The sequence below is a fragment of the Danxiaibacter flavus genome (genome assembly GCF_041060425.1).
Classification (GTDB): Bacteria; Bacteroidota; Bacteroidia; order Chitinophagales; family Chitinophagaceae; genus Danxiaibacter; species Danxiaibacter flavus.
In genome coordinates, this window is the sequence record NZ_JAULBC010000008.1 from 50,460 (window position 1) to 71,047 (window position 20,588).

23 protein-coding genes are annotated in these 20,588 nt (G+C 39.9%); 6 read left to right on the forward strand and 17 right to left on the reverse strand.

The features are described 5' to 3' along the window. Positions 1-21: 21 nt before the first annotated feature. From QTN47_RS21850 to QTN47_RS21860, 3 genes are all read right to left on the reverse strand, one after another. Positions 22-1,011, reverse strand: a complete 990-nt coding sequence (locus QTN47_RS21850; RefSeq protein ID WP_369331560.1) for a TIGR01777 family oxidoreductase — start codon at positions 1,009-1,011, stop codon at positions 22-24. 10 nt (positions 1,012-1,021) lie between these two features. Then, entirely contained in the window at positions 1,022-1,387 is a 366-nt protein-coding gene (locus QTN47_RS21855; protein ID WP_369331561.1) for a hypothetical protein, read from the reverse strand. A 183-nt stretch (positions 1,388-1,570) separates the two neighbouring features. Next, positions 1,571-2,077 carry a GbsR/MarR family transcriptional regulator gene (locus QTN47_RS21860; RefSeq protein ID WP_369331562.1) on the reverse strand — a complete coding sequence of 169 codons (507 nt, stop codon included), beginning with the start codon at positions 2,075-2,077 and terminating at the stop codon, positions 1,571-1,573. Positions 2,078-2,766: 689 nt separating this feature from the next. Between QTN47_RS21860 and QTN47_RS21865 the strand changes: the two genes are divergently transcribed. The 4 genes from QTN47_RS21865 to QTN47_RS21880 all read left to right on the forward strand — a co-directional run bounded on the left by QTN47_RS21865 (position 2,767) and on the right by QTN47_RS21880 (position 6,082). Continuing rightward, positions 2,767-3,351, forward strand: coding sequence for a hypothetical protein (locus QTN47_RS21865; protein ID WP_369331563.1), 585 nt, complete (start codon positions 2,767-2,769; stop codon positions 3,349-3,351). Between the two features lie 129 nt (positions 3,352-3,480). After that, entirely contained in the window at positions 3,481-4,275 is a 795-nt protein-coding gene (locus QTN47_RS21870; protein WP_369331564.1) for an amidohydrolase, read from the forward strand. After that, positions 4,268-5,368 (forward strand): N-acetylglucosamine-6-phosphate deacetylase, encoded by a 1,101-nt coding sequence (gene nagA, locus QTN47_RS21875; RefSeq protein WP_369331565.1) that lies wholly within the window; start codon positions 4,268-4,270, stop codon positions 5,366-5,368. Before QTN47_RS21870 ends, nagA begins: the two co-directional genes overlap by 8 nt. A gap of 216 nt (positions 5,369-5,584) precedes the next feature. Next, on the forward strand, positions 5,585-6,082 hold the full coding sequence (locus QTN47_RS21880; protein WP_369331566.1) for a low affinity iron permease family protein: 498 nt from the start codon (positions 5,585-5,587) through the stop codon (positions 6,080-6,082). 145 nt (positions 6,083-6,227) lie between these two features. Here the strand turns inward: QTN47_RS21880 and QTN47_RS21885 are convergent, their stop codons facing one another. Beyond that, positions 6,228-7,619, reverse strand: coding sequence for a Gfo/Idh/MocA family protein (locus QTN47_RS21885; protein WP_369331567.1), 1,392 nt, complete (start codon positions 7,617-7,619; stop codon positions 6,228-6,230). Between the two features lie 183 nt (positions 7,620-7,802). On the opposite strand from QTN47_RS21885, the gene QTN47_RS21890 reads away from it, so the two are divergent. Further along, positions 7,803-8,399: a TetR/AcrR family transcriptional regulator gene (locus QTN47_RS21890; RefSeq protein ID WP_369331568.1), complete on the forward strand. Its 597-nt coding sequence runs from the start codon at positions 7,803-7,805 to the stop codon at positions 8,397-8,399. A 249-nt stretch (positions 8,400-8,648) separates the two neighbouring features. Beyond that, a complete protein-coding gene (locus QTN47_RS21895; RefSeq protein WP_369331569.1) occupies positions 8,649-9,500 on the forward strand; it encodes a murein L,D-transpeptidase catalytic domain family protein in 852 nt (283 codons plus the stop codon). A 431-nt stretch (positions 9,501-9,931) separates the two neighbouring features. Here the strand turns inward: QTN47_RS21895 and QTN47_RS21900 are convergent, their stop codons facing one another. The 13 genes from QTN47_RS21900 to QTN47_RS21960 all read right to left on the reverse strand — a co-directional run bounded on the left by QTN47_RS21900 (position 9,932) and on the right by QTN47_RS21960 (position 19,564). Next, on the reverse strand, positions 9,932-10,237 hold the full coding sequence (locus QTN47_RS21900; protein ID WP_369331570.1) for a helix-turn-helix domain-containing protein: 306 nt from the start codon (positions 10,235-10,237) through the stop codon (positions 9,932-9,934). Next, positions 10,218-10,574 (reverse strand): type II toxin-antitoxin system RelE/ParE family toxin, encoded by a 357-nt coding sequence (locus QTN47_RS21905; protein ID WP_369331571.1) that lies wholly within the window; start codon positions 10,572-10,574, stop codon positions 10,218-10,220. The genes QTN47_RS21900 and QTN47_RS21905 overlap by 20 nt, the downstream gene beginning before the upstream one ends. A gap of 237 nt (positions 10,575-10,811) precedes the next feature. Next, on the reverse strand, positions 10,812-11,630 hold the full coding sequence (locus tag QTN47_RS21910) for a CPBP family intramembrane glutamic endopeptidase (RefSeq protein ID WP_369331572.1): 819 nt from the start codon (positions 11,628-11,630) through the stop codon (positions 10,812-10,814). Between the two features lie 532 nt (positions 11,631-12,162). After that, a complete protein-coding gene (locus QTN47_RS21915; protein WP_369331573.1) occupies positions 12,163-12,468 on the reverse strand; it encodes an SMI1/KNR4 family protein in 306 nt (101 codons plus the stop codon). A 16-nt stretch (positions 12,469-12,484) separates the two neighbouring features. Further along, complete coding sequence (locus tag QTN47_RS21920) at positions 12,485-12,862, reverse strand: hypothetical protein (RefSeq protein WP_369331574.1); 378 nt, start codon at positions 12,860-12,862, stop codon at positions 12,485-12,487. A 396-nt stretch (positions 12,863-13,258) separates the two neighbouring features. Beyond that, positions 13,259-13,894 carry a class I SAM-dependent methyltransferase gene (locus QTN47_RS21925; protein WP_369331575.1) on the reverse strand — a complete coding sequence of 212 codons (636 nt, stop codon included), beginning with the start codon at positions 13,892-13,894 and terminating at the stop codon, positions 13,259-13,261. 88 nt (positions 13,895-13,982) lie between these two features. Next, complete coding sequence (locus tag QTN47_RS21930) at positions 13,983-14,576, reverse strand: hypothetical protein (protein ID WP_369331576.1); 594 nt, start codon at positions 14,574-14,576, stop codon at positions 13,983-13,985. 50 nt (positions 14,577-14,626) lie between these two features. Further along, positions 14,627-15,259: an SMI1/KNR4 family protein gene (locus tag QTN47_RS21935; protein ID WP_369331577.1), complete on the reverse strand. Its 633-nt coding sequence runs from the start codon at positions 15,257-15,259 to the stop codon at positions 14,627-14,629. A gap of 63 nt (positions 15,260-15,322) precedes the next feature. Beyond that, positions 15,323-15,829: an RDD family protein gene (locus tag QTN47_RS21940; protein ID WP_369331578.1), complete on the reverse strand. Its 507-nt coding sequence runs from the start codon at positions 15,827-15,829 to the stop codon at positions 15,323-15,325. A gap of 519 nt (positions 15,830-16,348) precedes the next feature. After that, a complete protein-coding gene (locus QTN47_RS21945; RefSeq protein ID WP_369331579.1) occupies positions 16,349-18,013 on the reverse strand; it encodes a S41 family peptidase in 1,665 nt (554 codons plus the stop codon). A 26-nt stretch (positions 18,014-18,039) separates the two neighbouring features. Further along, positions 18,040-18,462 (reverse strand): hypothetical protein, encoded by a 423-nt coding sequence (locus QTN47_RS21950; RefSeq protein WP_369331580.1) that lies wholly within the window; start codon positions 18,460-18,462, stop codon positions 18,040-18,042. A 50-nt stretch (positions 18,463-18,512) separates the two neighbouring features. Continuing rightward, positions 18,513-18,941, reverse strand: coding sequence for a hypothetical protein (locus QTN47_RS21955; protein WP_369331581.1), 429 nt, complete (start codon positions 18,939-18,941; stop codon positions 18,513-18,515). A 20-nt stretch (positions 18,942-18,961) separates the two neighbouring features. After that, a complete protein-coding gene (locus QTN47_RS21960; RefSeq protein ID WP_369331582.1) occupies positions 18,962-19,564 on the reverse strand; it encodes an RNA polymerase sigma factor in 603 nt (200 codons plus the stop codon). Positions 19,565-20,588: the final 1,024 nt, after the last annotated feature.

Here is a 20,588-nt window from a genome sequence, read left to right on the forward strand (position 1 = left end):
ACACGAAGGTGATCATCAATCTCAAAACAGATGATAAGCTTTTCGGGGCAGATGGCTAACAATATCGTTAAACGCTGCATCCACAGTGGCAAAGGAAAAAGTAAATCCTTCTTCCAGAAGTCTTGTAGGTAGCACCCAACGGCTTTTCAACAACAACTCTGTTTCCGTACCAATAATAGCGGCCCCCAATTTTAGTTGCCATTTCATTGCTGGTAAACCGATCCGGTTGCCAGTTGTCTTTCTCAGCTTTTCCATAAAAACTGCATTAGAAACAGGATTAGGAGCGCTGAGGTTAAATACCCCCGTTAAGGTGTTATGGTGCCACAAAAATTCAATTGCGCGACAAACATCATCAATATGCACCCAGCTAAACATTTGTCTTCCGCTGCCCTGTTTTCCGCCAAGTCCCCATTTACACAGGTTCAAATAAGGAGTCATAACGCCACCGCAACCCAGGGTAATGGCTGTACGCAAGGCCACTTTGCGCGTACAGGATGTTTCTTCCTCAAAAAAAGTTTTCTCCCAGCGCTGACACACTTGCACACTAAAATCATTGTGAAATTCTCCGGTGTATTCATCCTGCGGCCTGTCTTCGGCATGCCTGTAAATAGTGGCAGAAGCTGCATTGATCCATAAGGCTGGTGGATCTGCAGCCCGGCGGATCGCTTCGCCCAGCGCCTTTGTACTATCCGTGCGACTGTCGAAGATCTCCTTCTTATTTCTTTCGTTATAACGACAATTCACCGATTTTCCGGAAAGGTTAATGACCAGATCACATCCATCAATCTCGCTGCTCCATTTGCCTTGCGTTTTTCCATCCCATTGTACATAGCGGGTATTGCTGTTTGCTATATTTTCTTTTGAATATTTATTGTTTGCAGATCCGGTGATGTTGCGGGTGAGAATAACTATTTGATTGTTGGCTGCAAACCATTTGGCCAGATTTTGGCCCATAAACACGGAGCCGCCTGCGATGATGATTTTCTTGTTGGTTAACGTGTGCGGGTGCATAGTGTGGTATTTATTTCAGGTATGATAAAGGGCGTTTTAACAACAGGTGCATTTCGGAAATGCAGATAAATAAGTAACCGCACGCAGCTAGTGTGAGGGCGATAAAAAGAATAACCAGGGACGTAGTTTGTGCTATGAAACCTGAAAGTGTTGCCAGGACGAGTAGCAGAATAATGTTAGCAAACTTTGTCCTGTACAGATGCTTCCTGGTAAACCAATGGCGAACATGGTGTACAAACAGACTGACCAGTAGCCAGCCAATACAAGCAAATGCAGCAACAATCCGGATCAGCCAATCGTCAACAAACAGCGCAATTGCATAAAGTATTAAAAACAGCGTCTGCAACGCAATGTCCCATTCTTTAAACCGCTTCATAATTCATATCTTTTAATATTTTCAATAAAATTTGAAATATTATGTTTAAATAAAACCGGAATTAACCGGTTGAGAAAGCTTTGTTATCATCTATTCATCATTTTCACTCTATTATCGTGTTAAAGAAAATGAGCAAGTTCAACATTGAGTACTTCGTACTTCGTAAATCGTACTTGGAATGTCTTATTTCAGCAGTTTCATAAAACTATTCAAAAACCAGTTTTCCTCAGCCTTAATCATCATTTCCATCGCTTTGTCAGCGTGGCCTGCCAGGCGTTTGATCGAATCTACTGTTTCAGTGAAAGCCTTAATGTCAGCATTGCGTTTATCCCCTTCAACATCACTTATCTGGTTCAGCACTTTCAGCATGGGATCGAGTTCTTTCTTTTTTCGTTGATACATGATACGCGTAGCCACCCGCCAGATGTCTTTATCAGCCGAAAAATATTCCTTCCTGTCGCCCGGAATAATCACTTTTTCCACGATGCCCCAGTCAATCAGGTCCCGGATATTCATATTTGCATTTCCCCTGCTAATGTTCAGTTGCTCCATAATATCGTCTGTACTCAATGGCTTGCTCGCTACAAGCAATATTGCATGCACCTGCGCCATAGATCTGTTAATGCCCCATTGGCTTCCCAGCACGCCCCAGCTCTGGATAAACTGTTGTTTTGCTTCACTCAACTTCATGCAACAAAGCTAGAGTGAGTTTCTGAATTTTCAAAATATATTGAAAGATTTGTTAACTGGAAGCTATCACAGGTGGTGTACATAGTCGAAAATGAGACGACAGGTGCAATTTGCAAACTCTCTGTGCAACTCCGAGTCTACTTCTGCCTTTCCTGTGAAATAAAAAATACAGTTACACAGAGGAGCACTGAGCAGACACAGAGGTTCACAGAGCATATGCCATGCAAATCAGCCATCGGCATGAAATAGGAACAATTCTGCTTTTTAGGAGGTGGCTCTCAGTTTGCTTACTACAAATGCACTTCTGAGCTTTTGTGGCACGGTGTTAGCCTGTTATTATGCTTGTTGAACAAACGTAATCTACAACGTGTTGAAGAATCATTAGGCGGGTGCTTTAAAGGGTGTTGGTTGTTCAGTTGATGCATGATATTATTGAAACCGCATGCTTACTTACAAGTCTCATTGAAATATTGCAAAGAATGGAAGTGATGGTTGTCTCTTTACAAAAGAAGGATATGATAGCCCTGAAAGCTGCGTTAGTACTGGGTTTGCTTGCTTAAGATAAATTACCACATGTGCGTACTGATGTGGAAAAATATTGACGATGTAAATTTTTTTTCGCTTTATTTGTTCGTTATATGCAAATCTGTATTTACCTTAACTAATTGAATTAATAAATAACTCATCCCATGGCAAAAGCAAATAAAAAAGTACAAGCAAAAAAAGCAGCTCCTAAGAAAGCTGCTGCCAAAAAAGCTGCTCCTGCAAAGAAGGCTGCTGCTAAAAAAGTAGCTAAGAAAGCTGCTCCAAAAAAAGTAGCTAAAAAGGCTGCTCCTAAAAAAGCGGTTAAGAAAGCTGCTCCTAAAAAAGCTGCTCCGGCTGCAAAAAAAGCAATAAAGAAAGCTGCTGCTAAAAAAGCTGCTCCCGCTAAAAAGGCTGCTGCTAAGAAAGCTGCTCCTGTTAAAAAGGCTGCGGTTAAGAAAGCTGCCCCTGCTAAAAAAGCTGCTGCTCCTGCAAAAAAGGCTGCTCCTAAAAAAGCAGCTCCAGCTAAAAAAGCTGCTGCTCCTAAGAAAGCTGCTCCGGTTAAAAAGGCTGCGGTTAAAAAATCAGCTCCTAAAAAAGCTGCTAAGAAAGCCAGCAAACCACAGGAACCACAGGAACCTACATTGTTTCCGGCAACTCCGATTGAAAACGATGTACCGGATACTGATATGCCAATGTCAGAACCAGGCATGGGTTCGGATACAGACACCAACGAAGAAAACGGCGCTTAATCAGCTTCTTGCCGCTCCACCATATTTCAAAGCTGTTGATGTTCTCAACAGCTTTTTTTATGCAGGTCATCATCTCCCTATTTTGATGTGATGATCAATTATGTCATCTTTGGTATTTAATGAACACTTATGTCCACACTTACTTTTTCCCTCGTGCAAACCAATCTCCATTGGGAAAACAAAGCGGCCAATCTTTCAATGCTTCAGCAAAAGATCTTTTCTATTAAGGAAAGATCAGAAATAGTTGTGCTGCCGGAAATGTTTTCAACAGGGTTCAGCATGAAACCTGAGGTATTTGCTGAAGAAATGGGCGGTCCAACAACTGAATGGATGGCAGAGACAGCAAAACAAAAAAGGGTTGTTCTTGCGGGCAGCATCATGGCAAAAGACGGCGATGATTTTTATAACCGCCTGGTGTGGATGTTACCCAATGGCCAATATGGCTACTATGATAAACGCCATCGTTTTGCTTATGCGGGCGAGGATGAACATTACACCTCCGGCAATAAAAGGCTGATATCATCTGTAAAAGGCTGGCGAATTCACCTCCAGGTTTGTTATGATCTGCGGTTTCCTGTTTGGGCAAGGCAGCAAAGTAACGATGAACAGCCTGAATATGATGTGTTGCTTTATGTGGCCAATTGGCCGGAAAGGCGCAATCATGCCTGGAAAACATTGCTGCAGGCAAGGGCCATCGAGAACCAATGTTATGTAGTAGCCGTTAACAGGGTGGGTAACGACGGTAATGATATTTACCACAGTGGCGATAGCATGGTCGTGGATCCGCTTGGCAACATTCTGTCCACAAAGGCACATGATGAAGATATTCTTACCGTAACACTGGAAAAAGAAAAACTGGATGAAATAAGGCGTAAATTTCCTTTTTGGAAAGATGCCGATTCTTTTAAAATAACTTATGAGTAGAAAAGCTTACACTGCCGAACACATATTTAATGGAATAGATCTGCTGCAACATCATGCGGTAATTGTTGAAGATGGAATTATCGAAGCCCTGCTTCCGCTGGTATCTCTTGGTTCTGATGTTGAAGTGATTGATTTTGGGAATGTATATATAACACCGGCTTTTATAGATCTGCAATTGTATGGCGCAAACGGGCGACTGCTCTCCGTTTATCCGGATGCACAAACCGTTCAGGACATTGCCACATATTGCCTGAATGGCGGAACGCATTACTGCATGCCCACCGTTGCAACCAATACTTACGATGTTATTTTTAAATGTGTTGATGCCGTCCGGGATTATTGGAACGCAGGAGGAAAAGGTGTTTTAGGCCTGCATGTGGAAGGACCCTGGATAAGCAAAGCCAAACGGGGGGCACACAGGGAAGAATGGATTTTCTCCCCAACAGTAGATCAGGTTAAGGAATTGCTTGATTATGGAAAGGATGTAATAAAGCTAATCACGCTTGCACCCGAAGAATGTTCAGATGAAATTATTAAGCTCATCAGAGAACGGAACATCTTCGTTTCGGGGGGGCACAGCAATGCCGATTACGCAACCGCGCACCGTTCATTTGATAATGGAGTGGATCTGGCGACGCATCTGTTCAATGCAATGAGCCCGCTACAGCATCGCGAACCGGGTTTTGTGGGTGCGATTTTTAACCACCCGACCGTAAAAGCCAGTATTGTGGCCGATGGTCACCATGTTGATTTTGTGGCGCTCAAAATAGCAAAGCAGTTAATGGGTGAAAGGCTTTTTGTTATTACCGATGCAGTTACAGAAACAACGGAAGGCTATTACAAACACAGGTTTGAAGGTGATAAATATACATCCAACGGCATTTTAAGCGGTTCATCCCTAACTATGAATAAGGCGGTTTACAACCTGGTAAATCATGCAGGCATTTCTGTAGAAGAAGCGCTAAGAATGTGTAGCCTTTACCCGGCCAGAGCAGTAAAATTGAGTGATGAAATCGGGATGATCAGAAGGGAATACCGCGCTGACCTGATTGTTTTGGACAAAAATTTTGAGGTGCTTAGAACGGCCTTGTAATAGCATTTTTGAACCGAATATGAATATTCTGTATTGACAGGCTTACATGTGAAAAATAACGCTGTTGCAAAAGTGTAAAATGATCGCAAACGCAAAGCCTCTGTGGACCTCGTGTGTCCTCCTGCCTCTGTGTAACAAAAAAATTACTCAGAGAAGCTTGTAGTCTGATTTAGAACTGACCTTCCTGCAATACCAATCATATTTAAATATTATCATATGGAAAGGAAAGCTCAAACAAAAATATCCGAAATATTTCAGGCCTTTTCAACAAAAATGACGCGCCTTACAGGAAGTTCCACAGCATTTACAATGGCTTTTCTCGTAATTATTCTATGGGGTGCTACGGGGCCTCTCTTTCATTTTTCAGATACATGGCAACTTGCCATCAATACAGGAACAACTATAATTACTTTTTTGATGGTGTTTATTATTCAGCAGTCGCAAAACAAAGACACCATCGCCATACATATTAAACTCAATGAACTGATCGCCTGCACACGTAACGCCAGTAACAGGCTGATCGATGTTGAGGATTTAAGCGAGGAAGAATTGCGTGTGCTGGAAGAATTTTATATCAGGCTAGCTTCACTTGCCAAGAAGGAAAGAGGATTGCACAAATCTCATTCAATTGACGAGGCGGACGAAAATACTGTCAGAAAAAGACAACTACACAAGAATAGTGATGATTTGACTGCAGGAGAATCTGCCAATTAATCTGGCAAACAACGATATGTTCAGTTATAAAAAAGTGTGGGACATTGTTTCCCACACCTTAAAACATTATTACCTAATGTAAATACACACATTCGCACATTTGCATATTCGCACATTTGCACATTCGCACATTCGCACATTTTCATTAATAAAGGTACGACCGCCCGAATACTGGCTTGCGTGTTTGCCACTTGCCTTTTGTGAAATCGGGTATTTGTTGAAGCTGCCCGCCTTCGCTGATCGATTTTTCGCTTAACGGCGTTATCGCATACCAGGTTGCGAGGTCATACACGTCCAGCGGAAATTCCGTTTTATTCTTGATGGATTCAATAAACGCATTGTCAACAAAGAAATCCATACCACCATGTCCTGCACCTTCCGCTTCTTTTGAATAGCGCTTCCACAGCGGGTGATCATATTCTTCCATGTAAGCCTTTGTTTGCTCCCACACGTGTTTCTTCGGACTCTTGTCTTCAAAATAAATGAAGCCATCATTTGGCCCGCCGGAGGAGAAGTCCTGCCACAGGCCATTGGTTCCCTGCACTCTGAACCCAAGGTTATAAGGTCTTGGTGAAGATGTATCGTGTGTCAATATGATGGTTTCACCATTCGCTGTTTGTATTTGTGTTGTTACAATGTCGCCTTGTTTGAATTTTACTTTGGCATTGGGGTGATTGGGGCCTCCCTTGGGATGATTAACAATATAGCGGTGTAATCCCAATGACTTGGTTGATACAGACGACAGCGCCGTTAAGCGGTTGCCACGGTTAAGATCGATCATGGTTCCCACAGGTCCAAGTCCGTGCGTAGGATACAGTTCTGCATTTCTTTTCAGATAGTGGTTGGTTCTCCATTTGGCTTCACTGAAACCCTTATCACCAAATTCAACACCACTGTCATAAGGTGTAACGCCATCATTAAACAGTACACCCCGCAGGTCATGTTCATATCCGCCCTGTAAATGCAAAATCTCACCAAACATACCTTTCTGCACCATATTTAAAACGGCCATCACATCGCGCCTGTAGCAGACGTTCTCCATGATCATGATGGGCGTTTTTGTTTTTTCGTAGGTATTTACATAATCCCAGCAATCCTGCAGTTTTATTGCGCCGCATACTTCCAGGCCGACAATCTTTTTGGCATTCATTGCGTCAACGGCATGTTCAAGATGCCATTCCCACGGAGAAGCAATTAAAACCGCGTCTATATCATCTCTTTTAAGCAGGTTTCTATAGTCATAATTACCGTTGGTGTATTCAGCAGGAGCTTTCTTTCCGTATTTGGCAACAAGCTTTTGAGCGCTTGCCATCATTATCTTGTCAGGATCGGCCATCGCCACAATTTCAACATCGCTTCTTTTCAGCATTTCTTCCAGGTGACTTTGCCCTCTAAGGCCAACAGCAATCATACCTAATCTAACAGTATCCTTAGGGGTAGCAGCAAATGTGTTAAGGGATTTGCCCACCGCGGTGAGCGCCACACCGCCAATAGCAGTGTTACGGATAAATTTTCTTCTGGAATAATCGTTATGCATAATGAATGTTTAGGAAGTAAACATAGTTAAATAAATTGCATAGATCTCCGCAAACGTTTGACTAATCCTGAATAGTAAGCTATTCGGAGCGCACAAGGTTAAAAAATGGCATCTGAACATTAAAATTACCTTTCTTGAAAAAAATGATGGGATATAAATGAATTGTTAAGTTATTTTTGTTACATGGCACGTATTCAAATAGACAAAGACAGTACTCGTAAAGATGTCATTCTAAAAGCGGCTGCACAACTGTTTACGGAAAAAGGTTATAAGGCCGCCAGCATGCGGGATCTCGCAGAGAAAGTAGGAGTTGAAGCCGCCAGCCTTTATAATCATATTAAATCTAAAACAGAACTGCTGCACGACATATGTTTTAATGTTGCTACACGCTACATGGAGCAGATGAATGCTGTTGAAGCTGCAACACAGCCTGCTCTTGAAAAAGTAGAAGTTTTGCTAAGGTTTCATATTCATGAAATGCTGGAAAACCATGAAGAAGTAACAGTCAGCGACCGCGAGTGGAAACATTTGAACGAGCCGTACCTTTCTAATTACCACAATCTCAGAAGAACCTACCGCAAAAGATTCGCTGCTATTATACAGGAAGGAGTTGATAAAAATGAGTTGCAACAGATAGACGCACCAACTGCAGTAATTATAATTTTGCACGCAGTGAGTGGAATTGACTCATGGCACCGGGCTAAACAAAAGATTTCTGCTGAAGACCTGGAAAATAATATGGTTACTATATTGCTGCAGGGGCTGAATTTGAAAAAATAAATTTTAATATTTTTTTAATATTGTTAAAAGCCGTCTACATCTGGCAATTAAATGCCTTTGTAAATAGCTTATTTTTAGCTGGTAAGAAGAATAAACGGTTGCATAATTTTTTAACGTCGTTAAAAGATCCTCTTAACGTTCTTAAACGGCGGGAGTATTTATCTTTGCACACGCAATAAAAACCTATTTTTAGCATTATAGTGCTTTCAGAAACACTTTAAAATCACTAAAAATTCCTGAGAAAAATCTATGCAGACAAAAAGAAAATTACTGATGTGTGTTGCTTGCATTTGTGCCGCCCTTTCTCTTTCTGCCAAGAAGCCTTCCGGTAATTACACTGACGACAAGAAAAAATTCACTTCCTTCTTTTCAAGTGATAATGAAGCACCAAAGGCAAATCAGTTGGTGGACTCCCTGTATAAAAAAATTGGACTTGATACGTTAGGTCTGCAGCGCAATGTGTTCTTCTTTGCTTACAAAGGCTACCAGTATTTGTTGGACCAGGGTGCGCTTTCCAACACGAAGATTTTAACGATTTGCGATTACAGCCAGAGCAGTGCCCACAAACGACTTTACGTAATAGATGTTGCAGAAGGAAAACTTTTGTACAATACTTATGTATCCCACGGTAAAAATTCAGGGGAAGAGTTTGCGACAAGTTTCTCCAACTCCAATAATTCTCACAAGAGTTCGCTGGGCTTTATGGTAACAGGCGAAACTTATCGCGGCAGAGCCGGCTTTAGCCTTCGTTTTGATGGTAAGGAGCCAGGTATTAATGACAATGTACGAAACAGGGGAGTTGTGCTGCACGGCAGCCGTTATGTGAACGAACAAAGAATTGAAGACAAAGGTTATGTAGGCAGAAGTTTCGGATGCCCTGCTGTGCCGTCTGAAGTATACAAAGACATTATCGCTGATATAAAAGATGGCAGCTGCTTCTTTAATTACAGTGCCGACATGCATTATGCAATGAGTTCTAAAATTATGAATGCCCAGTTTGAATGGCCCGCATTAAAACCGATGCTTGCAGTGAATACGCTTGTTGCTCCTGCATCTGTAAACGATAGCAAAGGCGTTACAGCTACAAGATTGAGCAAATAAGAGTTGCTGAAAATATTTAAGAGAAAAGGTCCTGTTTAGATGAGCAGGACTTTTTTTGTGGTTATATGAGCTAAAAGTTATACGGGGCAAAAAGTGGGCGCGTTAAATTTAAACGCGGGGTATCGGAAGGAGAAATGCCGATTGTATTTGTTGCGATGATGACTATTGAACGTGTCAGGTCAACAAGTTATTTAGATTAGCCACAATCAAAAATAATAGGCAGCCTTCTTGAACAATTGCGCGGATCGCCGTTGTTGGTATGAGGCGTGGCCATGTGTTAAGCCTACCAACAACAAATTAGCGAGTTAAATTGGAATTTCTGCCTGTTCTGTGTCTCACATACAAAATGCTAACATTGCTAATAAATTTTTCGAGACATGTTGACCGAAAAAAGGAGGTGATGAGCCTTATGTTTAGCGATGTAAATACATCTAAAAGCACACAGATAGGCGCAGGTTGCCGTTGAAACCCATGCGGACAATACGCATCAGAGTCGACAATCTAATATCAGAAGCGTCATTTTCAATTCTTGAAATATAAGTTTTGGTTGTACCACATTTTTCTGCAAGTTGTTCCTGGGTCATATTCATTTGCTTCCTAAGCTCCTGCAACATTACACCTAACTTAAATGCCTCATACCCCTCTTCAAAATCTTCCCGCTCCTTCGCGCCACGTTTTCCATATTGGTTATCAATAAAGTGTTCCAGATCTACGAGTTTATCTTTTTTTGTCTTCATAATACTTTCTTTTTAATTTTTTAGCCCGCTCTATCTCAGTCACGGGTGTCCTCTGGGTTTTCTTTTGAAAGCCATTGAGTACGATGATAAGGCTCCCATCGTCAAAGAAGCAGAAGATCCTGAATATGTCATTGCCAGAAATTACGCGGATTTCATAAAGTCCATCTGTTCCCTCCAGATGTTTTAAGTACCTGGCAGGAACAACTGGAACATCCCTAATTAATCTTAACGTCCAGAGAATGCGTTCCTGAACTTTTTTTGTCTGCTTCTCGTAAAATATCCAAAAGCTATTTCCGTAAATCTGAATGTTTCTTATTGGGTTGTTGGGTTCATTCACAAATCAAAGTTACCTAATTAGGTAATATTTATGAGTGAAAATGTTTTCAGTATAGGTAGAATTTTTTGATTGAAGACACTTGTTGCTCGTGCATCTGTAAACGATAACTAAGGCGTTACAGCTACGAGATTGAGCAAATAAGAGTTGCTGAAAATATTTAAAAGAAAAGGTCCTGTTTAAATGAGCAGGACGTTTACTTTTAAAGTCATACGAGCTTAAAAAGTTGACACGTAAAATTCAAAGGCGCGTTACGGCGCGTTGGCCGTAAGTTATTTCCGGGGATTTTTTGGGTTTATAAAAATAAAATGCGAGGATGGCGATAACCATAATTATTAAATAACTGATCCATGCATTCCGTTCTACAACGTTCTCAAAACCTTTTTCTGCGATGCCTTGTAACAGGCCCGTTTCTTTTTTGAACCCAAAACACCACTGACCGAAGTTCCATGCGAAATGGAGTCCAAATGGCAGCGCTATCCCGTTAGTTTTAAGCGCTGCAAACCCGAAAAGCAGTGCTCCTGTGCCGGGCCCTAAAAACGCCTGACCCCATGTCATTCCGCCTGCAACATGTTCCAGCGAAAATATGACCAGGATAGTTAATTGAGCGGGCCATAAGCCAAATCTGTAATTTAAGCTAAACAGCGGATAACTGCGAAACGCAAGCTCTTCACGAATTGCTACCAGAAGATAGAGTGTGAGGTAAAAAACTGCCGTTTGAAAAGGGATGTGAGGATTAAAGTCAATTTTATAGTGCCCAAATAGTAGCACGAATGCAGGTTGAAGCGCTGTCATTAATAAGCCTATTCCAAAACCGGTGGCTAACTTTTTAAAAGAGCTTTTGTTGGGCACGATGCCAACATCCTGCCTGCCCAGTTTTTCCCACATTGTGAATGCAATGACAAGGCAATAGGTAACAATGATTGCTATAAGAAGCAATAAATGTTCTTTCCATTCGGTGGAAAGGCCTTTGGTTGTACCAGAAAAAATTGCAAGAGTGGCGGCGCAGAGCAGGCAGAATAGAATGGCTCTGATTAGGGTTATTTTCTGATTTTTCATTAATAAGGTTCTTTTAATCTAAATATATTTAAATAAGATTGGATTTTGCAGCCGTTGATGACAGATGGTTTTATTTGAGGGATGATTAATCTGAATTCATTGCCGTCGTGCTTCAGCCGACGGATAATGATCGATTCTTTAATCTGGGCTTTAGCCCCAAAGAAAAACAGGCGAGTTGGCTGAAGACATTTACAACGATTTTGTATTTACCATCATTCATCAAGTTTGTGTTCTTTCGCCTTGTTTCGTGTCTCACGAAACAAAATTCTAAAACATTGTAAGATCGATTTTTTGATATGTGCTTACTGAAATAGCAGCTGGTGTTTTGTGAGATACGAAACACGGCATTTTAAAATTTTTATAGAATTCATTTGTCTTCATCGGTTAGCTTCATTTTATGTTAAGCTCATCATGCCAATCATATAGACCCGCAGGATCAAAAACATTTCCTTTAAGAAATCTCTCAAGGAATTCCGCCAGCGATGAAGTCATTGTGATCGAGGGATAGCTTCCATTGAATATTTCATATTTGTCAGCCCCCTGAAAGTCTTAAGCCCCACATGTCGGAATAGATCATATACTCTGCAAAGTAAAACCAGTTTGTTCCATAGTCTTGAGGGTGACGCATTGTGTCTGCAAGGGACACAATATTAAAAATATCCTCATTGCAACCAAATCCGTTGCAGATTGAATAAAATTCTCTAAACTCCCGCGGTAATGCAAAACCGATTTTCTGTTCAAAGAGTTTTATATCCGTAAGAGTTGCCGGAGGGTATATTTCTATGCCACTACTGTAGTGCTTTTTGCTTATCGATTCTATGAGATTTATAATTGGCATATTCTTTCAAGTCATGTTAGTCCCTTGCTTTCAGCTTGATTGTATCGGAGAAATTGAAAACTTTATATCCGTTCACAACGCTTGTTAAATATAATGTTTGATCTTTTTCTGAAAAAACGACGGTCAGTTCTCTTTGCAAAGGAAAACTCCATTCATCATAAGTTTTGGTTTTAACGAGGTATGCCATAACAGGGAAGAGTGTTACTCTTTTATAAATTTCAACTTTTTTGAGCCGGACCGATGGGTCCGGTCCTTGTCCAATATTCCATTCGTTATAAATCAGATCATCTCCTAACCATTTTCTCTGGTTTGTAGTTAATTCAAGCGAAATGATAAAAACAAATGGAAATCCAATAATTGCAATTATGTAGCCGCCAATAATGATTATGGACATTAATACGGCTCCTATTTTTTCAATGAAAGTTTTTGCGTTGTATTGTGTCGTCCACAGCAAAACCGAAACTGTCAAATAGATTGAAGTCAGCAAAAACCAATTGAGGTTTTGTGATATTGTAATTACGTGCGTGGCCAAGCCCAAGATTATTAAAACGCTGTATACACAAAGCGTCCGGACAATTTTGTTTTGGATTTTTGGAAAACGGTTGGATCTTTTAACAGTAAGCCATCCAATAAGCGGATATAAAAGCAACGATGCAGTTATGTAGATAAAGGGTGTCATTATATTAGCGCTAGTTGTTTAGTTTATTGCAAATGAAGAAATCTAATAAAATTCATCAATCATTTTGAATTGACACTGCATTTGGGCTGTATCATTTTCTGCCATGTTATTTTACCCGATTGTTGTAGTCGTCTTTCTGCATTTAATCAAAAAGAACGGAAAGTTTTCCCTGACCTCTATAATTTCATATAAGCCGGCTTTGTTAAACTCCGCATGAATAGATTCCCTGTCATAAAAAAACATTTTTACTCCATCGAATATTTCATAACGGTCTTTGCTGATGAATTTGCCTTTGCCGTAAGTATGCGCTTCTTTAGAGATTGCAATAAATACCATGTAGCCATCCTCCGATAGTTGATGATAGCAGTCACTAATTAGTTTTTCTCTTTCACTTCCATCCAATAAATGAATTAAAGAATAGCAAAAAATTCCATCATAGATGTTATTATCAAACGGCATGTCGGTTACAGATCCATGATAGATGGTCATATCCGTGCCGTAATGCTTCCTCGCCATTTCAATAGCTGTTTGGGATATTTCTATTCCTGTTACAGTCATTCCCGCTTCTCTGAAAATTTGTGCATTGCGACCGTAGCCAAAGCCTGGGATTAAAACATTTTTTATTGCTTTTTCAACAAAGAAATCTCTTGTTAATACGGCAGAAGGCGCAGGCTCAAAACCCCACATTTCCTTTTTTTCGATGAAATTGGATTCCCAGAATTCTGGTTTTTCTGTATCGTTGGTCATATTATTGCGGCTGATGAGTTAAATAGTGTATTCACATTTCAAATATCACGTTTAGTTTGCAGTCTTTAACGCCAGGGTCAGGATGGTTTTAAATCCTCAGATGTTCGTATAGACTACTTGAGCCGTCTCTAATCAAATCCAATTCGATGCCATACAAAAGCATATTTACTCCAAGTGGAGTCTGTACTTCAAAAAACAGAATTTTTTTGTCTCGCGTAAAGCCTTCCTGAACTTTTATTAATCTTGATTTAGAACTATCAGCCAGGGCAACTTGAGTAGCTAGAGAATAAGAACGTATAATCTTGTTGAAAACACTGTCCCCGATTCCTTTATATAAAAACATTCGTTGAACTAGTTCCATATTTTTGGGGTCCATGTAATCCAGGTTGTCCATTTCTATTCGCAAACTGTCGATGTACGCTGATGTTTTAGTAATAGATGAATAAAGATCGCCAGCATTTGTTGAGAAAACGCTGTCTTTTGATTGTTGAACAGCCTGTTTGTATAACTTAGAAAATTCCGTTTTGGCATTTGACATGTCTGAGTCCATTGCAACCTTTACGGTCTTTATATCATTGTCAGCTTTGACTTTTAATTGTTTACTAAAGTCGCACGCAAATAAGGTTGTTGAAATTGCAAGAACGATAAGAATACGTCGGTTCATTTTAAAATTACTATTCATGGTGGGTTTTAGTGTCATCATTTGAGAAAATGCATTTCGCGTGCATTCCTTTATATCAGCCCAATAGTTTTACACCAAAGTTGTGCATTGTCGCAGTCTGGATCAATGCCGCTGGTGTTGTTCTTACAAAAAGGAAGCCATTGCCAATCTTCTCCACCAACGCAACCCAGTTTGGTCCAATTTCTTAATAGGTCATAGAAGGAATTTGCCATTATGAACCCATGACCTTCGCCATCGTCATGGCTTAAATAAACAATCTTTCCGTAATTGCCAGGTGCTAAATCTATCGAGATGTAGTCTCCATTGCCCACTTCCTGAAATACAAATTTGTTATGCCAAACCTTGTCATATTTGTCGTCGGCGTTTGGAAAGACTTCTGTGATCCATTCGTCTTTGCTCTCGTTAAATTGCTGGATAAATTCTAACCCCCAATGTAACTCACCACGAAAAATTTCCCGCAATGGGTCTGGCAGAGCAAAATCATTTGGCAGAAACCAAATGAACTCACAATGAGAAGAGACCGTTAGCAAGACATTCCTGAAGTCAATGGGAATTTTGTATGTTAATTTGTTCTCGATGTCTGAAATGTCCAACTCGGTTGCAGGTTTTTCAAAGATCAATTGTCTGCTGTTTCCTCCTAGTTTATCAATTCTTGCAAGATATTTTTCCAAAAGTTCTTTCATGTAGAGATGCTTTGTTTAAATAAGGCCTGATAGCTGACTTCGTCAATTTCAGTAGAACCGAAATTATTCTTTCCTTACAACTACAGATTTTGCTATAAAGTCATGTACTGCCCGTCTTTTTGAATTTGTTAGCATGGTGATCAACTCTAACAAAGTCCATACAAATACGAAGTTACTTGCAAAGTCATTGGTCTCGATATACCGATACTGAAATTCTCCTGACCGGAGAAGGGATACAACATAATAGAGGAACCCGGTAAGTTCAACCAGCAAATAAACACTCTCTCGTAAAAAAGATTGTTGGAGGCTAATATTTCTGGTCTCTGTGACATCCAATACTTTAACACCAGTGACCCATTTTCCAACTGTTTGTCCGTACTTGTAATGTGCAATGATTGAGTAAAATACCGGAATGAAAATCGAGAATGTTTGCCAGGTAAGAAGAACGAATTTGTTAGTTGCGGAAGTTATCAGATAACGGTCGACGAGCAGGATTGGCATAAAAACAATTCCATCAACAACGGCCGCCCAAAAACGTTTACTTCCGGTTCTGTATCTTTCTGTGTCCATTTTCATAAGTAGTCTGCGGAAACTTGCTTCTAAGGTTCAGGGCTTGCCGAAGTGCAGTTATAAGCATGCTCATTATTGCGAACCCGTATCAAAATTTACAAATTGAGAGTTTAGTGTTATTAATGCCGGCAAATTTATGTTTTCAAACTGAACAAACCAAAATGACCAGGAAGCAATAGATGTTTTCCTAGCGCGAGTGTTCCGCAGGATCACTCGTGTCTACTAGTCCCAAGCCGATTGTATCGGCGCATGGTTAAAAATATCAATAATAAATTTTACCTCTTATAATTCGAATACCTCTTGTAGCGAGATCGAATGCAATATATTTATCTGGCCATATTTAAATTCTATTACAGTTTATTTTCAATATCCCTTTTAACTGTCGACGCCAGGATGTACAATAGTATTAAACAATAATTCATCTTATGAGCCCCGATGCAATCGGGGGAGGATTAGTAGACACGAGTGATCCTGCGGAACACTCACGCCAGACGCGGGCAGATTATATCATTTCATCACTTATTTCCCCTGCGCTAATTTAATTGCAAAGTTTAACTGAACATCCTTATGGGAAATAACATCATCAATTGTCGGGGTAATTATATAATCCGGATTAACTCCCCTGTCTTTGTAAGGAGATTTTTTAACATCGTTGACGTACTTGAATTTCGGGATGATGATTTCTATTTGGCTATTTGTCAGTTCTATCCTTGTTGTTGTGCCGGAGGTATTTCCATAATATCCGCCGCCCGTTTCTTCGCCAATAAACTTTCCCCTGTTATTGCTTTTAGCTATTGCGCAAAAGTCCGCTGTTGTTGAAAAACTTAAGCCGCTAATTAAGAAATAAACTTCTCCGGGAAAAGAATTTTCTTGTGGTTGCTGGAAGCCAAGAAGTGGATTTTCTTTTAAGGTGATTTTAGCGGTAGTGGATTCAATCGAAGAAAAATATTTAAAAGGTTTGTTGGTTAAGTACGAGTAAAGTAAAGCTCCATATGCATCGGTACCTCCCGCGTTCCTCCGCAGGTCGATAGTTAACTTATCCGCTTTTCTGGAATTAATCTCTTTAAATGATGTATTAAGAAAATCTCTGAAGTCTTGCTTGCCCGAAAGCCGGTTGTCATCAAATGTTTTGACGGTAAGCAGAGCAGTATTCTCCTGGAGAAAATCCAACTGTAAGTCTTTTGTTGTGTTTGAATCGTTTCCGTTATCACACTCAAAATCTTTTAGAAACTCAGCATGTATGTTAGTTGATTTAATCTTTCCTTCTTTCGTTTTGTATTTTACAGCAAAAGAATCCTTATTGCCGAAAATCCAGTTGTAAAGAAAAGGAAACGCACCGTTATTTAGCGTCTGCTGCTTTTTAGTTTCAATTTTTCCATCGGAAGGCAGGTATTGAAGCAGTATGTGCCTGATTTCGGAGACCATTTTATTTTCAATCGACAAAATTTCTGTTCCCGCAGAAAGTTCTTTAATTCTGCTGCAAAGCACATAAGCCTTTTTATTAATGAAGAATACATAGGCAGGAAACATCTTTTCATTTTCGCCGTATTGATTCATTAAAAGTCGTGGGATGTTTGTTCCTGTGTGTCCATCTTCAATTGCACTTACCATGAACATAATTGATTTCGCAAATGCTAATTGCGACATCGGACGGTCCAATGCAGCCTGGCAGCTGTCAAACAGGTTGTCTAATACAGCTTTGCTTTCATAGCGGTATAATCCTGCATGTTCTTGCTGGAGTGCATTACGAAAAAGTGTGAAATCCTGTTTTAGCAGTGCGGGCTCCATTGTATTTAGTGAAACTTTACTAGTTTCAGTTTTCAGCGCCGGCGTTGTTGTGGAGATTCTTGTATAACAGCTGTCTTTGCCATTGAGTAAAATAATGAAGTCATAACTACTGCCCGGGTTAATATCAAATGAAATGGAGTCCAGGTCTGTATAAAAAATGATCTTTTTTGCAAGCACCGGGTGCAGCGCATAATATACATCAGGTTTTATTTCAGGTGATAAATTCCAAATGGCTTTTTGATATAAATCCCCATCTTTTATGTCGACTATTTTTGATGTTGCTTTTATTAATGGTAACTTTTGTTGAGCACAAAGTGGTTGGATAAATACTGTAAGCAATACAATACAGGCAATACAGATCCTCCGCCATCCCGTGGGTTTTGTCTTTAGTTTCATGGTCAAAATATTTTAGTGCCTGATTTTTATTTTTCTGATTGCTTAAGGAAAAAATAGTAGCCTAAAAAGCTGGCGGCAATACAAAAAGACATAATTGCCAAAGAATGGATCCCTAAAGGCAGCGTGTAATAAATGATGGTAAGTGCAACGCCTATCCCGGCAAGCAGCGCGAACCACTTGATGTTAATGTTTCTGTTTTCTTTGGGACTTGTTTGCAAAATTGACGAGGCTATATTTTCAGGAATGCCTTTTTCCACAATTTTGTTTTTTATCCGGTAGTCCATAACCCGTTTGGTGATGCCCAAAATAAATATCATAAAGAGACCAACTACAAAAATAGTAGCGCATATATTGAACACGTCTTCATTTACGCTAAATGTGTCACCACCTTGAGCATTTGCAACAACCGGAGCGGAAACTATCAATGCAATATTTATAATCTTTTTCATTCTGTAATGTTTGTAATTAATTAGACAGGCAATCACAATTATTGTTGCAGTTATTCAATAAAATTTGCTGCATGCATTTGCCTTTGATATTTTCTAAACAGATCTGCTAACAGAAATATGCCGATACAGGCAACTGTAGTAATTATTAAACCTGTTGATGCCGGACTTGTTTTCCATGCAAGATTCAAACGTGTGTCTTTAAAAAAATAAAGTGCAGTTGCCACGAAAGAAATGACAACAAATGCGATGATGTATAAAAACAAACTATCGAAACGCGCCCGAAGTTGTGGTTGTGGTAATTGCTCAACAACTAAATCAGCCAAAGCAAAATCAAAAGCCGGCTTTTCCAGCTGTTCAATTCCTTCAACAAGCACGTTGTATTCCGCTGCTTTTATTGCGCATTGCGGACAGTGCTTAATATGCTCAACAACATGAATAGCACATTTTTCTTCTTCGAAAATGAAAAGTTGGATTTCCATATCGGTGACGTGTTCATTTATCATGATGCCTGCGTTTTATAAGTTAACTGCAACCGCTCTCTAAGAACTTTTCTTGCCCTGAATAAATAATTTTTTACTGTGCCTTCCGGTAATTCTGTTATCTGGGCGATCTCTGAATAGCTCAGATCTTCGTTATGGTAAAGTGTGATTAAAGTCTTGTATAACGGAGAAAGATTATCTATTTCTTTTTTTAAAATTTGCGATAGCTCTTTTGTGAAAACAAGTTTTTCAGTTTCGTTACTAAACAGGTGCGTGTTGTTTTTTGATGTTTCAAACTGTTTATTTGCGCCGGAATCATGCTCGTCTATCAACACCAATTTTTTCTTTTCGAGGTAGTTAAGGCAGGTGTTATAAGTAATTTGCCCCACCCAGGTGGAAAGTTTGGATTTGAATTTGAAGCCGGATAATTTTTGATACACTTTTAAATACACATCCTGGGCCAGGTCTCTTCTGTCTTCATTATTGGCTACCATTTTGAAAATAATCTGGGTTACCAGGCCTTCGGTATGTTTTACAATGGCTTTAAAAGCATTGGTATGGCCACGTAATACCTTATTTACGAGTGCCTGATCTGTAAAAGTATTTTCAGTTGTGTTGTTCACTTATCAGATTAGACAAGCCAGGTTCTGAATTGTTGCAAAAGAGGGAAAATAAATTATTGGAGTATTGGTGAAGATGTTGAATAATGGGAAGTCTGAAGCATTATGTGGTTATGAATTGCAGTAGCGCGACGTTTCCGCAAGAGCATCCTATACCAGGCGGTGTCAATATTGCGGACACTATTGGAAATTTTGCAGAATCGTAAAGTCTATTGGTCTGCTGATTGAGCATTGAATGTTGCTTAATTAAAGTCTGCGCTGTGTTGCTGTAACGAATTGTTCATAGTGCTTAATAGCAATTATTGTTACACAGAGAAATACAGGAGGAGACACAGAGTTACACAGAGCTTTTGCGATGAAGATTCGTCATTCAGCTTTGGATTGTGTAGGGGCGATAATGCGAGGGGAGATTTCAACACGATCGCCGGCTTGCTATTGGTGCAGCAATGGTTACTTTTTCAGATAAGCTGGGATCGTCATGTCGACGATTAATTTGGTTAACCACAATCAAAAAGAATGACAGTACAGGTTTCATCAGTAGCCGTAAGACTTTTGGGTAACCACAATCAAAAATAGAATGACAGTACTCTTGCACAATCACGCCGATCGCCGTTGTTGGTATGAGGCGTTGCAATGTGCTCTGGCCTACCAACAACAAATTAGCGAGTTAAATCAACTTGCACAAATCTGTCCTTGGCACGATTAATTTGGTTAACCACAATCAAAAAGAGATGACAGTACAGGTTTCATCAGTAGTCCGTAGGACTTTAAGCTTAATAGAAACCAACACATATAAGGCCTTTCTTGTCCGTAGGACATTAACCTCATTTGTTTGGTTAAAGTCCTAACGGACTATGCGGTTCTAGATTCGATCATTTCTACTGAGCTTAATTCCCTACGGGAAAAATTGCAACTGCGATAAAATCTGTCATTGGTACGATTAATTTGGTTAACCACAATCAAAAAGAGATGATAGAACAGGTTTCATCAGTAGTCCGTAGGACTTTAAGCTTAATAGAAACCAACA

Bases quoted from the DNA above. Each gene is read 5' to 3' on its own strand.
- QTN47_RS21870 (WP_369331564.1), top strand. From the start codon at position 3,481: ATGTCCACACTTACTTTTTCCCTCGTGCAAACCAATCTCCATTGGGAA.
- QTN47_RS21850 (WP_369331560.1), bottom strand. From the start codon at position 1,011: ATGCACCCGCACACGTTAACCAACAAGAAAATCATCATCGCAGGCGGC.
- QTN47_RS21955 (WP_369331581.1), bottom strand. From the start codon at position 18,941: ATGGAAATCCAACTTTTCATTTTCGAAGAAGAAAAATGTGCTATTCAT.
- QTN47_RS21885 (WP_369331567.1), bottom strand. From the start codon at position 7,619: ATGCATAACGATTATTCCAGAAGAAAATTTATCCGTAACACTGCTATT.
- QTN47_RS21855 (WP_369331561.1), bottom strand. From the start codon at position 1,387: ATGAAGCGGTTTAAAGAATGGGACATTGCGTTGCAGACGCTGTTTTTA.
- QTN47_RS21895 (WP_369331569.1), top strand. From the start codon at position 8,649: ATGCAGACAAAAAGAAAATTACTGATGTGTGTTGCTTGCATTTGTGCC.
- QTN47_RS21910 (WP_369331572.1), bottom strand. From the start codon at position 11,630: ATGAAAAATCAGAAAATAACCCTAATCAGAGCCATTCTATTCTGCCTG.
- QTN47_RS21930 (WP_369331576.1), bottom strand. From the start codon at position 14,576: ATGAATAGTAATTTTAAAATGAACCGACGTATTCTTATCGTTCTTGCA.
- QTN47_RS21865 (WP_369331563.1), top strand. From the start codon at position 2,767: ATGGCAAAAGCAAATAAAAAAGTACAAGCAAAAAAAGCAGCTCCTAAG.
- QTN47_RS21920 (WP_369331574.1), bottom strand. From the start codon at position 12,862: ATGTCCATAATCATTATTGGCGGCTACATAATTGCAATTATTGGATTT.
- QTN47_RS21860 (WP_369331562.1), bottom strand. From the start codon at position 2,077: ATGAAGTTGAGTGAAGCAAAACAACAGTTTATCCAGAGCTGGGGCGTG.
- QTN47_RS21945 (WP_369331579.1), bottom strand. From the start codon at position 18,013: ATGAAACTAAAGACAAAACCCACGGGATGGCGGAGGATCTGTATTGCC.
- QTN47_RS21890 (WP_369331568.1), top strand. From the start codon at position 7,803: ATGGCACGTATTCAAATAGACAAAGACAGTACTCGTAAAGATGTCATT.
- QTN47_RS21925 (WP_369331575.1), bottom strand. From the start codon at position 13,894: ATGACCAACGATACAGAAAAACCAGAATTCTGGGAATCCAATTTCATC.
- QTN47_RS21935 (WP_369331577.1), bottom strand. From the start codon at position 15,259: ATGAAAGAACTTTTGGAAAAATATCTTGCAAGAATTGATAAACTAGGA.
- QTN47_RS21940 (WP_369331578.1), bottom strand. From the start codon at position 15,829: ATGGACACAGAAAGATACAGAACCGGAAGTAAACGTTTTTGGGCGGCC.
- nagA (WP_369331565.1), top strand. From the start codon at position 4,268: ATGAGTAGAAAAGCTTACACTGCCGAACACATATTTAATGGAATAGAT.
- QTN47_RS21950 (WP_369331580.1), bottom strand. From the start codon at position 18,462: ATGAAAAAGATTATAAATATTGCATTGATAGTTTCCGCTCCGGTTGTT.
- QTN47_RS21880 (WP_369331566.1), top strand. From the start codon at position 5,585: ATGGAAAGGAAAGCTCAAACAAAAATATCCGAAATATTTCAGGCCTTT.
- QTN47_RS21900 (WP_369331570.1), bottom strand. From the start codon at position 10,237: ATGAAGACAAAAAAAGATAAACTCGTAGATCTGGAACACTTTATTGAT.
- QTN47_RS21915 (WP_369331573.1), bottom strand. From the start codon at position 12,468: ATGCCAATTATAAATCTCATAGAATCGATAAGCAAAAAGCACTACAGT.